Origin of the sequence: Rhizobium sp. P44RR-XXIV, from assembly GCF_001999485.2 — a bacterium.
Taxonomy (GTDB): domain Bacteria; phylum Pseudomonadota; class Alphaproteobacteria; order Rhizobiales; family Rhizobiaceae; genus Rhizobium.
This window is the reverse complement of the sequence record NZ_MPVZ02000028.1, coordinates 744,302-758,942: the sequence shown is the minus strand read 5'-3', so window position 1 is coordinate 758,942 and position 14,641 is coordinate 744,302. Positions and strand designations below refer to the sequence as shown.

The following is a 14,641-nucleotide window of genomic DNA, read 5'->3' as shown; positions in this document are numbered from 1 at the left end:
ATCACGCGGCGGCGAGGGTCGCCAGTGCGGCGAAGCCTCGGGCGGCCTGTCGCCGCTCGGCATTCGCAAGTTTCTCCACCATGTCGAGCAGCTGCGTGGCCGCAGCCGGCTGCTCCGACAGGCGGAATTTACGCATCAGGAGAGACGAGACATTCTCGAGCATGGCTCCGCCATTCGCCCGTGACGCATCACGCCAGGTGAGCGTCGCCTCCACGAATACTGTGCTGATGTCCCGGGATAGTCCGGCGCTCTCGTAAAGCGCACGGATGGCATGGGCTCGGCCTCTGGAGATGATCGAGCGGGTGCGTCGTTCGTCGCAACCGGAAAGATTGGTGATGGCGCAGGCGAAGAAATCGACCTTGCCGGAGCAGAGTGCGTGCATCAGGAAGGCAGGCGTCAACCAGCCGCTCTGCCTCAAATGTTCGACCAGGTCCGGAAGTTGTTCGTGTTGCGCAGATCCGGCGATGGCAACGGTCGCCGATTCGCTGGCTTCACGAGTCACCTGCTGCAGCCTGCCGGCGCCGATAACCGTTTGGATGAGGCTCGATTCCGATAGCGCCTCGCCGACCCGGCGCATCAACAGGTGCCGGATGTCGGATGACAGGCTATCGCGGGACAGAAGCAGGCCGCGTATGTCGGCACAGTCTCCAAGACGCTCTGCGATACGCTTCAGCGAAGCCTGCGAAAGCAATGCCCCATCGTTCTCGAGAAGACAAAGGATCTCGGTCTCTCCGCCGATCTCCGCAAGGGCCGCACAAGCCATCCGAGGCACCTGCCCGCGCGACGCGATCAAAATCCGCGTCACATCGCTGCCATGTAGCGCGAGATCGACCAGATCGGCATCGGTGAACACCGGAGAAAACAGGATGATCTGCCCGGCAATTTCGGGCTGATCCTCGGCAAGGGACAAGATGACGTTGCGCGGAGTATCGGAAGAGCGGGCGACGGCTTCGGCCAGCGCCAGTCGTACGCGCGGTGACGGATCATCGAGCAAGTAGGTCATCGCCATTTCGGCGGCCACGCGCTCTTCCTTCGGCATGTCCGATTGCAGATAGGCGCGGCCGAGGGCATTGGCTGCCCTGGCTCTGTTGTCTGCCTTTGCGGTCTCGGCCCAGCGAAGGAATGCTTCTATGATCACGTTACGCCTCGATATCGGCGAGGCGATTCCCGCCCCGCGAACTCATGCTGCCAACCTTAGCGGGCAAAGGTTTACGGGGCGTTTACCTTGTTCATTAACCAAGAAAAATGAGCGCGATATGTGTCAGGGTGCCTTGGGGCGTATCATTTCGAAGACATCACTGCCTTCGCTATAGTCCATATAGCCCATGCGCGCGATCGGCCTTGCCAGCGCCATATCAAGCCTCCCATCGCGAATGATCGTTTCATCGATATGGATGCCAACGACCTGGCCGATGACCATGATGTTTTCCGAAGCCTCGCCATCCAGGCCTTTCGGCTCCAGAATTTCGGTGACGCGGCATTCCAGCACCGCAAAGGCCTCACCGACATAGGGCGCATCGACCAATTCGCCCGACCTTGCAGTCAGCCCGGCCAATTCGAACTCGTTGACGCCATAGGGTACGGCGATGGATGATTGGTTCATCTTTTCAGCGATGTTGCGGCTGACGAGATTGGCCGTAAACACGCCGGTCTCCTCGACATTACGAACACTGTCCTTGCGTCCAGCGGACGAAAACATCACCAGCTTCGGCTGGTCGCTGACCGCGTTGAAGAAGGAATAGGGGGACAGGTTCAGCGAACCGTCCCTGCCCTTGCTGCCGATCCAGCCAATCGGCCTTGGCGCGACGATGGCCTTGAAGGGGTCGCGCGCCAGACCGTGACGATTGGTATCCGTCGTGTAGAACATCAGGCGTCCCCGCCACCGACCCATGTCACCGTTTCCGACAATTCCGGACGCGGACGCTCGACGGGTGGGAAGCTCGAGGAGCCGATATGGATGAAGCCGGCGACTTTCTCGCCCGAAGCAACGCCGAGCAACGGATAGGCCCGCTCGTCATAGGCAAACCATTCCGTCAGCCAGTTGGATACCCAGCCATGAGCATTGGCCGAAATCAGCAGGTTCAGGCAAAGCGCGCCTGCCGACATCAATTGCTCCCATTCCGGGATCTTGACATGCGGCGCCGCCTTGCTGACGACGGCAATCACGACCGGCGCACGCGTGAAGCGGGTGCGCTCCACCTGGATCATTTCTTCCGACAGATCAGGCTTGGCTTCCAATGCAAGCTTCAGCAGCTCTTCGCCGATGCGCGCACGCTCCTCGCCGCGATAGACGATGAAGCGCCAAGGGGCGATCTTGCCGTGATCCGGCACGCGCGAGGCCAATCGGATGATCTCCTCGATCTCGGCCTTTTCCGGACCGGGCTCTGCCATTTGAAATGCAGGGATAGATCGTCGCACGGCGAGATAATCGATCAGCTTGATGTCGGTTTTCATTGAGTGATTGCTCTCATTTTACAGATACGAGGATGTGGGTCTTGAATTTGCCACCGCATTGGTTTTGAAGTGGCGTGTGTTTTATCGGAAGTCAATCGGTTCGGAACCCATGTCAGGCATTTCATCCGCTCGCCGATTGAGCGCGGCTTTTGCCGTCCTGCTGAGCCTCAATAGCACCGCATCCGCGCAGGAGGCTTTCAAGGAGTTCAAGCAGCTCGATGGCAGCGTGAAGATGCCGAAGCTCAACGCATTTGTAGCGCCCGGCGGCGAAAATTCGCCTTCCCGCACATTGCGTGACGTTTGGCTTGAAGCGAAGCTGACCCCGCAGAGCGGCCCGCAACAGCAGGGCCTGTCCTGGTATGTCTTCAGCCCGATTGCCGGCGCCGACGGCAAGCTGCCGCTGGTGGCAAGCTCGAAGGGTGGCTCGGCCGCCTTCCATCTTCTACCCGGTGACTATTTCGTCAATGTCTCCTTCGGCCGCGCTGGCGTGACCAAGAAGTTGAGCGTGCAGGAAACTGGCGATACCCAGAAGCAAACCATGGTTCTCGACGCCGGCGGCATGGTGCTGAACGCCGTTTCCGGATCGGATGTCCGCATTCCGCCGAAAGAATTGAGTTTCTCGATCTATTCCAGCGAGGCCAAGGAAGATGGCGAACGCGGCCTTGTCATGGCCGATGTCAAGCCGAACACGCTGGTGGGTCTGAGCGCGGGCACCTACCACATCGTTTCGGAGTATGGCAGCGTCAACGCAGTCATCCGCGCCGATATTCAGGTCGAAGCCGGCAAAGTGACGGAGGCGACCATCCAGCACCGGGCGGCAAAGATCACGCTCAAGCTGGTGTCTGACGCCGGCGGCGAAGCGATTGCCGATACTGCCTGGTCGATTCTGACCTCTGCCGGCGATATCGTCGGGGAAAGCCTGAGCGCCTTCCCGACCATGGTGCTCGCCGAGGGCCGCTACACAGCGGTGGCGCGCAACAAGGACAAGATCTACCAGCGGGACTTTACCGTCGTTGCGGGTACCAACACCGATGTGGAAGTGCTGATGAAGGAACAGCAGCCGCAGGAAGTCGACGACCAGCAACCGGCCCAGCAGCTCCCGATCCAGATGCCGCAGATGCGTCAGACCCAAAGCCCCCAGACGCAACCGGCGACCTCCACCCAACAACCATTGCCGACATATGAACAACTGGTACCCGCCGGAGGCGACGAAGGCGAAAGCATGGATTGAGGCCTTGAGTGCTGCTTTTACGCCATCGAAGCTCAAAAGCAGGCAGAAGTATCTCGCCCCTCAGACAGCCTTTCGCCGCAGCATCCTTCTTGGCGGCGCCATCGAAAATACGGCACCGTATAGCTTCGAGAGCATATCCTTGCGGTCGCTTCCTTCGCTCAGCGCTTCCCAGCTCATCAGGGCACCGACATGCGCTGTGATCGTGCTTCCTGACAGACGCCGGAATTCGCGGATCAACAATGAGAGGCGCAGCGTCATCGAAAGGCGGCTCGCCAGATGAAACAGCCGGCCGTTTTGCCCTTCGAAATAGACCGGTATGACGCTAGCGCGCGCCGCCTGGATCAGCTTTGCCGGAAATATCTTCCACGGCAGGTCTTCGGCGCGGCCAAAACCCTTCTTCGCAGTGGCGACGCCGCCAGCGGGAAAGATGATGATCGTCGTGCCTTCCTTGAGCAGACGAACGGCTTCATGACGCGTCTTCATGTTGATCGCCATCGCTTCCTTGGTTTCCTCGAAGGAAACGGGCAGCGAATAATCATGCATCTCCGGCACCTTCAACAACTCGTTGTTGATCAGGACCTTGAACGGACGGCCGAGCTGCTCGGCAAGCGCCAGGACGGCGATCCCGTCGCCGATGCCAAAGGGATGATTGGCGACGATGACGATCGGCGCGTCGGGAATCTGGACCGGAGGCCATTCGCCCTTGGCAAGCAGGCGCACGTCGATGAGATCGAGCATCTTACCGAAGACGCGCTCGCTCTTGCCGACGATATCGCTACGCCAGATATCATAAAGTCGAGCATAACGATCGCGGCCGGATAGGCCTTCGATGGAGCGGATGAACCAGCGCTTGATACGCGGGTCCCGTTCATTGGCGTAGGATAATTCTTTGAAATCCAAATGCGCGACGGGCTGCCCCGCTCCTATCGTTCAGCTGCGCGATATACAGCGGCCGCAGCAACGCTTTGATTTATAAACTATATGAAAGATTTATGTCAGTTGTCTGACGGCACCCTTAAAGTGCCGTCAGGTATCATTTTGCCGTTAAGCAGCGGCCTTGGCGCGCCGTGCTTCCCGCTTGCGCAGAATATCCGGCGCCGTGGCCTCGAGAGTAAGCGATGCGATGGCCTCATCAAGCGACATCGCCGTCTGAACCTGGCTGCCGAGACGGCGGATGTTGACCGAGCGCTCTTCGGCTTCCTTCTTGCCGCAGACGATGATCACGGGAACCTTCGTCACCGAATGTTCGCGGACCTTGTAGTTGATCTTCTCGTTGCGGAAATCGGTCTCCACATCGAGGCCGGCGTCGCGCAGCGCTTCGGCAACTTCTTCGCCATAGGCATCCGCCTCCGAAGTGATCGTCGCCACGACGACCTGAAGCGGCGAAACCCAAAGCGGCATGTGACCGGCGAAGTTCTCGATCAGAATGCCAAGGAAACGTTCCATCGAGCCGCAGATGGCGCGATGATCATGACCGGCTGGGTCTTTTCCGAATGCTGATCGATGTAGAAGGCACCGAAGCGTTCTGGCAGGTTGAAGTCGACCTGCGTGGTGCCGCACTGCCATTCGCGGCCGATCGCATCCTTCAGCGTATATTCGAACTTCGGACCGTAGAACGCACCCTCGCCCGGCAGAATGCCGGTCTTGATGCGGCCTTCCGACTGCGCCTCGATGGTCTTCAACACATCCATCATCACGCTTTCGGCGCGGTCCCAGAGCGCGTCGGAACCGACTCGCTTTTCCGGACGGGTCGACAGCTTGACGACGATTTCCTTGAAGCCGAAATCCTCATAGACCGACAGGATAAGGTCATTGATCTTCAGGCACTCGGCGGCCATCTGCTCGTCGGTGCAGAAGATGTGGGCGTCGTCCTGCGTGAAGCCGCGCACGCGCATCAGGCCATGCAATGCGCCCGAGGGTTCATAACGATGCACATTGCCGAATTCCGCAAGCCGGATCGGCAGTTCGCGATAAGACTTCAAGCCATGCTTGAAGATCTGGATATGGCCGGGGCAGTTCATCGGCTTCAGCGCGAAGACACGATCGTCATCCGTATCGTCGCCGGCAACCGTGACCTTGAACATGTTGTCGCGATACCAGCCCCAGTGACCGGAGGTTTCCCAGAGCGACTTGTCGAGCACCTGCGGTGCGTTGACTTCCTGATAGTCGCCCTGCAGCCGCCGGCGCATATAGGACACGAGCGTCTGGAACATGCGCCAGCCCTTGCCGTGCCAGAAGACGACGCCTGGGCCTTCTTCCTGGAAATGGAACAGGTCCATTTCGCGGCCAAGGCGACGATGATCACGCTTCTCGGCCTCTGCAAGGATATGCAGATAATTGTCGAGATCGGCCTGCTCGGCAAATGCCGTGCCGTAGATGCGGGTCAGCATCGGATTATTGCTGTCGCCGCGCCAATAGGCGCCGGCCACCTTCATCAGCTTGAACGCCGTGCCGATCTGGCCAGTGGACGCCATATGCGGACCACGGCAGAGGTCGAACCAATCGCCCTGATAGTAGATCTTCAGATCCTGACCTTCAGGGATCGCATCGACCAGCTCCACCTTGTAGCGCTCGCCCTTGGCTGCAAAGACTTCCTTTGCCTTCTCGCGCGACCAGATCTGCTTGGTGAACGGAGCATTGCGCTGGATGATCTCGCGCATCTTCTTCTCGATGACCGGAAGATCATCGGGCGTGAAGGGCTCATTCTTGGCGAAGTCGTAATAGAAGCCGTTCTCGATGACCGGACCGATCGTCACCTGCGTGCCGGGCCACAGTTCCTGAACCGCTTCGGCCATCACATGCGCCGCGTCATGCCGGATGAGTTCCAGCGCGCGGTCGTCCGTGCGGGTTATGATTTCGATCTTGCCGTCAGTTACCGGGTCCGAGAGGTCACGCACGGTGCCGTCAATGGCAATGGCGACCGACTTCTTGGCCAGCGACTTTGAAATGGATTCGGCGACATCGCGACCGGTCGTGCCGGCAGCGAAGCTGCGCACGGAACCATCGGGAAATGTCAGGGAAACGGATTGGGACATCGATATTCTCCTTGTCCAGTCCCGCCAACGAATGCGGGTGGTTTCTATGGAAGCGGTCAATTATCCGCAAGTTGCGTACGATCGACCGCAGCCTGATAATGACTTTTCATGATTTAGTAAAGGAAAGTGGGTCTCAGGGTCGTAAAAATCGAGTGGATTTTTGGCGGTAAAATCAGGAGATCGTGGGAACTCGTTTCCAAAAAAAATACTCAATCAGGCTGACAACCCAGACAAAAAGCAACCAGTAATATAGGTAGATTCTGAAGAGACTTTTGATGATTGCGGCGTTGATGGAATCACTCGGGTGGAAGCCAAGCCAAGCGTACGGGCCGTGGTGATTGTCGAACTTATCCAGCCACATGAAAAGTATAGCAAAACCTATCAACAAAACCGGAAAGATCAGGGGTACTTTCTTGACTCTGAATCCCCTCAATGCCTTGAAGGTCAAGGCAAGAAGAGTGGTGAAACCCAACAGCAAGGTTAGGCTCGCTATCGATCTGACACCGAAGAAAGTACATTGATCCCCCTCGGAATACGGTAGCCTCTGCATTTGCGACAAAGCGGTGGCATTCGGCGGCCACAGATCACGTAGAAATGGATTGTCGCGGAAGTAACAGGCGGCCTTTAGTTCGTAATGGAACAAAACCCAAGCCAGGATCGTGATAAGGAACGCGGCACCCAATACGATTAAGAGGAATTCACCGCGTCTGTTGGCCGCTGCTGCTTTTGCTTGCAGCTCCTGTTTGGGGTCTTTTGAGATATCCTGGCTCAATGCATTCCCACCCAGGTTCATCGTCATAGTTGTGACCGAGATTATTGCTCAATCAATATGAAATTAAGGGTATATTTCGCTACTTTTTTATCAAATACGAGTTGTTTTCGCGCGCTTAATCATTTCATCGATTCCGCGCACGGTGTTCCAGTTGCGCATCGTTCCGATGCCAAGACGTTTGGTCGTCAGAGCCGACAATAGCTTCGTGTCGCTAGCTTTGAGGCCGAAATCGATCCAGAGATCGCCATCGACAACAGCCATGCGCTCGTCCTGTCGATATCTGGCAAATATATCGAGGACTTGAGGCTCAAGCGGCTGACGCATGACGCGAATGATGACCTCGCTGCCGATCCCGTCAAGAAAGGGATTGCCTTCTGCAAGCCTCAGCCATGTATCCGCGTCGCGCACGATGATATCGACATGTTTCCCGAAGGCTGTGGCAAAGCCGGCTTCGAGCTTCGCCTCGATCGAGGCAATGGGCTGTCTCTCGCCTTCGAAAATCAGATTGCCAGTTGCGACAAGCGTTCTGGTGTTGCGAAAGCCGAGCGCCTCCGCCATCGCCTTGAGATCGGCCATCACAACCCTGCGGCCCGGACCGAGAACGATGCTGTAGAGCAGCGCGACGTAGATCGCCATGTCGTCAGGCGGCCTTCTGCCCGAGGCGGAAGTAGCGCCAAGGCGCCCACCAATGGTAGCGGCTCTCCAATGTATCGGGCACCGGATCAAGCCCGCTTGTGCCTCCGGGGCCGCAGCGCCCTACCCGAAACAGCGTCATCCAGCCACCGGCCCATAGACCATGCCGGGCAATCGCCTCGTAGCCATATTCCGAGCAGGTCGGGATATGGCGGCAGGAATTGCCGATGAAGCCGGACAAGGTTAGCTGATAGAGGCGGATGAAGCCCATGCCGAAGAGGCGGTCCGGCGTCTTGCGGAAAGGGCCGGAATAGTTGCGTGATTGATTTATCCGGTTGGGTGGCTCCGCATTGCGTCGTGCGCTTTTCGGAGCCGCCGCGCCGCCCTCGTCTTCATCGTCGTCCTGCATGAGACAGAATTGACACATCGCACGGACCCTCGATCAGACAGCTGCGGCCGTTTTGGCGTTTCCGCCCTGGCGTTCCGCCTCGATCTGGCCGATCGCGTCGACAACGGCATCGAATGTCAGCATTGTCGATGCGTGACGCGCCTTGTAATCCCGGACGGGTTTCAAGTAGCGCATGTCCTCGAAGCGACCGCTTGGTCCCTCACCATCAGCCTTGAGCATCGCGAGCATATCCTCGCGCGCCTGGCGCAATTCTTCCGCCGATGCTCCAACGACATGGCGGGCCATGATCGAAGACGACGCCTGGCCGAGCGCGCAGGCCTTGACGTCATGGGCAAAATCGGTCACCACATCGCCGTCCATTTTCAGCCAGATTTTTACGCGAGAACCGCACAGTCTGGAATGGGCCTGGGCACTGGCATCGGCGTCAGGAAGACTGCCGATAAGGCCGATATTACCGGCAAATTCCAGGATTTTGCTGTTGTAGATGTCGTCCATCACAGATTTTGCTCCGATGCACCTGTGTTGCGTTGCGTAATAAAAAACACAGCGTGTCCGTTTAGGACACTTTCACAGGAACGATGCCATACTATATGTATGTCGTTCGAAGACCATAGAAATGCAATGGTCTTCTGTAAGTTTGATGGGAAACCGTGCAGGACGGCAGGCTTGTCCGCCAGCCAGAACGCCCCGGAGCCCGCCAAAGGTACACAATCTCCGTATCTCGGGGATGCCAGTGGCGAGTCCGACAGATGATATCCGCGTAGCGGGTAGGAGAACCACAGGTAATGGACGCCATTGTAAAGAATTTTCCGCAAGTCGTTGAATCCGAACGTCCGTCGCAGAAGGAAGCCGAAGACGCAGTCCGCGTTCTGCTTCGCTGGGCTGGTGACGATCCGCAGCGCGAAGGCCTGCTCGATACGCCGGCTCGTGTCGCCAAGGCCTATCGCGAGCTTTTCGCCGGCTACGACCAGAATCCCGAGGATGTACTAGGCCGCACCTTTGAAGAGGTTGCCGGCTACGACGACATCGTCCTCGTGCGCGACATTCCATTCTTCTCGCATTGCGAACACCACATGGTGCCGATCATCGGCAAGGCGCATGTCGCTTATCTGCCGAACGGTCGCGTGCTCGGTCTGTCGAAGATCGCACGCGTCATTGAAATCTTCGGCCGCAGGCTGCAGACCCAGGAAGCCATGACTGCGCAGATTGCCAATGCGATCGACGATACGCTCCGCCCACGCGGCGTTGCCGTCATGATCGATGCCGAGCATATGTGCATGGCCATGCGCGGTGTGCAGAAGCAGGGGGCGACGACTTTGACCACGACCTTTACCGGCGCTTTCAAGGCAGACCCTGCTGAACAAGTACGTTTCATGTCGATGGTCCGGGGCCGCTAACCGGGCTCCAAGGAAAGAGCCGGAAATGAATATGATTTTCAATGCGCCTTCCGAAGACAAGTCCGAGCTCGAAGACGCAGGCGATTTCACGCCCCGTTTCGACGATCGCGGTTTGATCACAGCGATCGTAACCGATGCGCATGACGGCGAACTGCTGATGGTCGCACACATGAATGCCGAGGCGCTTGCCTTGACGATCAAGACCGGCACGGCGCACTATTTCAGCCGTTCTCGCGGAAAAATCTGGAAGAAGGGCGAGACATCCGGAAATCTGCAGACGGTGAAGGAAATCCGTACCGATTGCGATCAGGACGCCATATGGCTGAAGGTCGACGTCGCCGGGCATGACGCCACCTGTCACACCGGACGCCGGTCCTGTTTCTATCGTACTGTCGAGCTGGAAGACGGAAAGCCGATGCTGAGCGTGGTCGATGATCACCTGCATTTCGATCCGGACGAAGTCTACAAACATTAGACCTATTGGCGAAGTGCGCTAATTAGTTACAACCGATATACGATTTGGAAACGAAAAAGGGACAGTATTTTGCTGGGGGCACATTAGGCTCCGGAGGAGAGTTCAAATGCTGAATTGGGGTTTGAATCGTCATAGCGGCGGACAGAACTCGACCGGTTTGAGCACCTCGCAAGATACATCCAATTCACCTCCGGTCACCGCTCCCCCAAAGAAGGTCAAGATCGCGCTGGCACTCGGCGGCGGTGCGGCGCGAGGCTGGGCGCATATCGGCGTGTTGCGCGCCCTGGATGAGGCCGGGATAGCTGTCGGCATGATTGCCGGCACATCGATCGGGGCCCTCGTTGGCGGCTGCTATCTCGCCGGCAAGCTCGACGAGCTGGAGGCTTTCGCCCGTTCGCTGACCATGCGCCGCATCGCAAGCCTTCTTGATCTGACCATCGGCGGCAGTGGCCTCTTCGGCGGGATGCGGCTGACCAAGCGCATGCAGGAACATCTCGAAGGGCTTTCGATCGAAGATCTCGATCATCCTTTCGTCGCTGTTGCCGCGGAGCTGAACACCGGCCACGAAGTTTGGATTGCCAATGGTTCCCTGATCACGGCCCTGCGGGCCTCATACGCCCTGCCCGGCATTTTCGAGCCGGTGCGCTCCAACGGCCGAACCCTGGTCGATGGCGCGCTGGTCAATCCCGTACCGGTTTCTGTGTGCCGCACCTATGAACAGCCGCTCGTGGTCGGGGTGAACCTGCATTACGATCTCTATGGTCGATCCGCCGTGATCAAACACAATGTCGGCCCGCCAAATGGCGACCTGTTGCGCCGCGAAGACGCGCCTGCCACGAAACTCGGCATGACCGGCGTCATGGTGCAGGCCTTTAACATTATCCAGGACAGGATTGCCCGCGCGCGCCTGGCCGGAGACCCACCCGACCTGGCGCTGCATCCGCGCCTGAGCGACATCGGCCTTTCGGAGTTTCATCGCGCAGGTGAAGCGATCGAGCGCGGCTACGAGGAAACCCTGGCCAGACTGACCGAGATCCGCCGGATGCAGGAAGCCTATGCGCGCTAATATTTGGGATCAGGCCCTTCGTCGCCGCAATCGACCCCGCCGGGTCGACTGCATCGACTGAGCCGAACCACTTTTCACCCGGCAATATAGGCCTTGATCTGCTCGGCCTCGAGTTCGATCTCGCGGATACGCCATTTGACGACGTCACCGATCGAAATGATGCCGCTGAGCTTGCCCTTCTCCTCGACGGGGACATGGCGGAAGCGACGCAACGTCATCAGTTCCATCAACTCGTCGGTGGTGGTGTCTTCCTTGCAACGATGCACTTTGGCCGTCATCATCGATGCAATCGGCTTATCGAGGCACTCTGCGCCATCCTTGGCAACGGCATTGACGACATCTCGCTCGGTAAAGATACCCGAGATCTTGCCGCCTGCCCCAACGACGACAATTGCGCCGATGCGCTTCTCGTTGAGTATCCTAGCGGCTTCGCCAACCGTGGTGTTACCCCCGGTGGTAACGACATCGCGGCCTTTGGCATCCAGTATGGCTTTTACGGAAACTGACATTCGATCCTCCCATCTCGAAAGCATGGTGAACACTTCAAGCGTCCGATATGTTCCGAAACTACCCCCGGAGCTCAAACCGGCGCACTGCCCGTCGGTCGAGTCGATCTCCTCTATCCCAAGACCGACGGATGATAATGGTGCGCCCGCGGCGTCAAGAAAGCAACAGCTTCATTCGTCCAGCGGCGGGGCTTTCTGCACTTCTGTGATTGGTTGCCGATCAAACAGCGCGAACAGCAGAAATCCGAAGAGAAAGCCGCCGATATGGGCATCCCAGGCCACTGGCTGCGAGCTGTCACCGGCAAGGGTGATGCCAAAGGCAACGAGTGCATTACCGGCAATCCACATTACGATATAGGCAACGACAGTGCGACTGCGCAGTGACGCGAGAATGGTGAGGCGCGGGTTCAGATGCGCCTGCCCCATGGAGCGCCGGCGGCGTCCATGGCCGGAAAGGCGAAACGGCAGGCAGCGCCCATGAGCGCCGAGACGACACCGGATGCGCCGATCAGCAATGTCTGGTCGCCCCAATAGAGGGCAGCATGCATGAAGGCGGAGGCGGCAGACGAGAGAATCCAGAAAATCACGTAGCGCAACGTGCCGATGCGCCGAGCCACCGGCGCTGCAAAGACCATCAGCCAAAGGCTGTTGAAAACGATGTGCTCGATGCCGCCATGCAAGAGCGAATAGGTCACCGGCGTCCAAAGCCATTCGAGACCCTGCTGCGACAGCGAAAATGCGTACCGTGCAGGTATGAAGCTGAAGGTGAAATAGATCCAGTTCAATGTGTCGTCCGACCATGACGGCACGTTCATGACCGCGAAGACGATCACCAGCAGAGCAAGGCTGGCGAGGATGACCGGCGGCAGGTTGAAAGCCGGAACACGTTGCTGCGGCCGTGGATCTTCCGGCTCTGGGCGCGGCAGCTCTTCATCATCCATGTCTTGGCTCTGCTTTTCTGTAGATGTGACCGACACATAGCCCAGCAAAACTCAAAAAAAAAGCCGCCCAGTCATGCCGGGCGGCGCATCGGGCGCTTCTCTGCGGAATAGGCTTGGAAAAGCCTGTCCCACGCCCGGAAAGTTCGTGCTGAAGGTCACTTGGTGAAGTGATGAAAAGCTTCTTTCATTTGGTGCCGCCCGAGGCAATCGAAACCATTCATTAACCCTAACGGCCCGGCTCTGGCACGAAACTAGCAAGGCTTGATGTGAGGGCGATGAACGCCCTTGAAGTTGAGCTAAAATGGGACACGGACGTATCATGCGCCAGGCAACGAGCATCGAGTTATTTACCTACTGGGAGCGGATCCGTGGCGATACGGATGCCCCCATGCGCAATCTGATACAGCCATCGGCGGTCAGCCATATTCTTCCTGAGCTGTTTATCCTGGAGAACACTGCTGACGACAATCCGCGTTTCCGCCTCGCCGGCACGGCAATCTGTAATCTCATGGGCCGTGAGATTCGCGGAGAGAATTTTGCAGCACTATGGGCCGGAAGCCAGCAGGAAGACCCGGTGCGCATCGCCGCTGGCGTGATGACACATGTCGTTCCCGCCTTGATCAACGCGACGGGTTATTGCATCAGTGGCCGCAGCATGACCTTCGAACTGGTACTGATGCCGTTGCGAACCTCCCACAACGCATGCGACAGGTTGCTGGGATGTCTGACGCCGGCCGCTCGTTCGGCATGGCTCGGCAACGAGCGTCTCGAGTTCCTGGCGCTCGATCGCAGCCGCCTGCTTTACGACCGCCCTGCCCGCCTCCTGGATTTGCCTCCCCATCCGGATCCGAGCGATCTTCTACCAACCCAGGAGAGTATCGGCCTAGGTGAGTGGATGAGAAAGAAGCTAAATCGGTCTGTTGCTGCACGAGATGCTGGCGAGATTGAACCATCGCGAGACAAAATTCGCCGTCATCTCTAAGTCATGCCTTGGGAAAGACAACCATACCTTAAGAAGTTTCGGCTAAATATTGCAGTCGACGCAATCGGTTAAAGAAGCTTCTCCATGCATTTGTTCCAGCCGGCCCATGCGACTCGGTCAAATCAATTTGCAGGCAATGGCGCGCGCGGCGATCAGCGGACCTTTCAGCGGGTTCCGATCAATATGCAGGGCCGCCTGATGCTGGCAAATTATGAGGAATACGAGTGCCTGGTCACAGAAATGTCGCCCGGCGACATGTATGTCACCTGCTTGGGACGTCCACGCTCCGGTGAGCGAGTGATCGCTTATGTCGATCATCTTGGCCGTGTTGAGGGCAATGTTGTTGCTGTCGATGGTCGCGGCTTCAGCATGTCGATCAACGCCACCGAGCGGAAGCGCGAGAAGCTCGCAGCTCAGCTGACGTGGCTTGCCAACAAGCATGAACTCGGCCTGCCGGAAGATCGCCGTCACGATCGCCTGACGCCACGCAGCACCAGTAGCGAACTTACTCTTGAAGACGGCACGCAATATATCTGCCGCATCATGGACCTTTCGCTTTCAGGGGCTGCAGTCGATCTTGAAGTTCGCCCGCCTATCGGCACCGCGGTCCGCCTTGGCAACATGCGTGGCCGCATAGTCCGCCACTTCATGGAAGGCGTCGCAATCGAGTTTCTCTCCCTGCAGTCGCGCGAGACCCTGCGCGAATTTCTCTGATACTGTCATGCTCTTGTTACGCAGCG

15 protein-coding genes and 2 pseudogenes are annotated in these 14,641 nt (G+C 58.0%); 6 read left to right on the top strand and 11 right to left on the bottom strand.

Going from position 1 to position 14,641, the window contains the following annotated elements:
* Position 1: 1 nt before the first annotated feature.
* The 3 genes from BSK43_RS20800 to BSK43_RS20790 all read right to left on the bottom strand — a co-directional run bounded on the left by BSK43_RS20800 (position 2) and on the right by BSK43_RS20790 (position 2,454).
* Positions 2 to 1,153: a DUF2336 domain-containing protein gene (locus BSK43_RS20800; protein ID WP_136687140.1), complete on the bottom strand. Its 1,152-nt coding sequence runs from the start codon at positions 1,151 to 1,153 to the stop codon at positions 2 to 4.
* Between the two features lie 108 nt (positions 1,154 to 1,261).
* Positions 1,262 to 1,867, bottom strand: coding sequence for a flavin reductase family protein (locus tag BSK43_RS20795; RefSeq protein WP_077471073.1), 606 nt, complete (start codon positions 1,865 to 1,867; stop codon positions 1,262 to 1,264).
* Positions 1,867 to 2,454, bottom strand: coding sequence for a nitroreductase (locus tag BSK43_RS20790; protein WP_077471072.1), 588 nt, complete (start codon positions 2,452 to 2,454; stop codon positions 1,867 to 1,869). Before BSK43_RS20790 ends, BSK43_RS20795 begins: the two co-directional genes overlap by 1 nt.
* A gap of 109 nt (positions 2,455 to 2,563) precedes the next feature.
* On the opposite strand from BSK43_RS20790, the gene BSK43_RS20785 reads away from it, so the two are divergent.
* The gene (locus BSK43_RS20785; protein WP_077471071.1) at positions 2,564 to 3,685 is read left to right on the top strand and encodes a hypothetical protein; all 1,122 of its coding nucleotides are present in this window, start codon (positions 2,564 to 2,566) and stop codon (positions 3,683 to 3,685) included.
* 60 nt (positions 3,686 to 3,745) lie between these two features.
* Here the strand turns inward: BSK43_RS20785 and BSK43_RS20780 are convergent, their stop codons facing one another.
* From BSK43_RS20780 to BSK43_RS20755, 6 genes and pseudogenes are all read right to left on the bottom strand, one after another.
* Entirely contained in the window at positions 3,746 to 4,585 is an 840-nt protein-coding gene (locus BSK43_RS20780; protein WP_068386807.1) for a lysophospholipid acyltransferase family protein, read from the bottom strand.
* 144 nt (positions 4,586 to 4,729) lie between these two features.
* A pseudogene (gene thrS / locus BSK43_RS20775) lies at positions 4,730 to 6,720 on the bottom strand (threonine--tRNA ligase).
* A gap of 172 nt (positions 6,721 to 6,892) precedes the next feature.
* Positions 6,893 to 7,519 (bottom strand): hypothetical protein, encoded by a 627-nt coding sequence (locus BSK43_RS20770; RefSeq protein WP_077471069.1) that lies wholly within the window; start codon positions 7,517 to 7,519, stop codon positions 6,893 to 6,895.
* Positions 7,520 to 7,582: 63 nt separating this feature from the next.
* Positions 7,583 to 8,128: a DUF1697 domain-containing protein gene (locus BSK43_RS20765; RefSeq protein WP_077471068.1), complete on the bottom strand. Its 546-nt coding sequence runs from the start codon at positions 8,126 to 8,128 to the stop codon at positions 7,583 to 7,585.
* Between the two features lie 4 nt (positions 8,129 to 8,132).
* Positions 8,133 to 8,552: a membrane protein insertion efficiency factor YidD gene (gene yidD, locus BSK43_RS20760; RefSeq protein ID WP_077471067.1), complete on the bottom strand. Its 420-nt coding sequence runs from the start codon at positions 8,550 to 8,552 to the stop codon at positions 8,133 to 8,135.
* Between the two features lie 15 nt (positions 8,553 to 8,567).
* The gene (locus BSK43_RS20755) at positions 8,568 to 9,029 is read right to left on the bottom strand and encodes an iron-sulfur cluster assembly scaffold protein (protein ID WP_077471066.1); all 462 of its coding nucleotides are present in this window, start codon (positions 9,027 to 9,029) and stop codon (positions 8,568 to 8,570) included.
* A gap of 290 nt (positions 9,030 to 9,319) precedes the next feature.
* On the opposite strand from BSK43_RS20755, the gene folE reads away from it, so the two are divergent.
* From folE to BSK43_RS20740, 3 genes are all read left to right on the top strand, one after another.
* The gene (gene folE / locus BSK43_RS20750; protein WP_068386820.1) at positions 9,320 to 9,931 is read left to right on the top strand and encodes a GTP cyclohydrolase I FolE; all 612 of its coding nucleotides are present in this window, start codon (positions 9,320 to 9,322) and stop codon (positions 9,929 to 9,931) included.
* A 25-nt stretch (positions 9,932 to 9,956) separates the two neighbouring features.
* Positions 9,957 to 10,406 (top strand): phosphoribosyl-AMP cyclohydrolase, encoded by a 450-nt coding sequence (gene hisI, locus BSK43_RS20745; protein WP_077471064.1) that lies wholly within the window; start codon positions 9,957 to 9,959, stop codon positions 10,404 to 10,406.
* Between the two features lie 106 nt (positions 10,407 to 10,512).
* Positions 10,513 to 11,472 (top strand): patatin-like phospholipase family protein, encoded by a 960-nt coding sequence (locus tag BSK43_RS20740; protein ID WP_077471063.1) that lies wholly within the window; start codon positions 10,513 to 10,515, stop codon positions 11,470 to 11,472.
* Positions 11,473 to 11,546: 74 nt separating this feature from the next.
* Here the strand turns inward: BSK43_RS20740 and BSK43_RS20735 are convergent, their stop codons facing one another.
* Entirely contained in the window at positions 11,547 to 11,981 is a 435-nt protein-coding gene (locus tag BSK43_RS20735) for a CBS domain-containing protein (protein WP_068386828.1), read from the bottom strand.
* Positions 11,982 to 12,149: 168 nt separating this feature from the next.
* Positions 12,150 to 12,919: pseudogene (locus tag BSK43_RS20730) on the bottom strand (rhomboid family intramembrane serine protease).
* A 319-nt stretch (positions 12,920 to 13,238) separates the two neighbouring features.
* Between BSK43_RS20730 and BSK43_RS20725 the strand changes: the two are divergent.
* Together BSK43_RS20725 and BSK43_RS20720 are read left to right on the top strand one after the other, a co-directional pair.
* A complete protein-coding gene (locus BSK43_RS20725; protein ID WP_169055436.1) occupies positions 13,239 to 13,901 on the top strand; it encodes a PAS domain-containing protein in 663 nt (220 codons plus the stop codon).
* Between the two features lie 84 nt (positions 13,902 to 13,985).
* Positions 13,986 to 14,615 (top strand): PilZ domain-containing protein, encoded by a 630-nt coding sequence (locus tag BSK43_RS20720; RefSeq protein WP_077471061.1) that lies wholly within the window; start codon positions 13,986 to 13,988, stop codon positions 14,613 to 14,615.
* Positions 14,616 to 14,641: the final 26 nt, after the last annotated feature.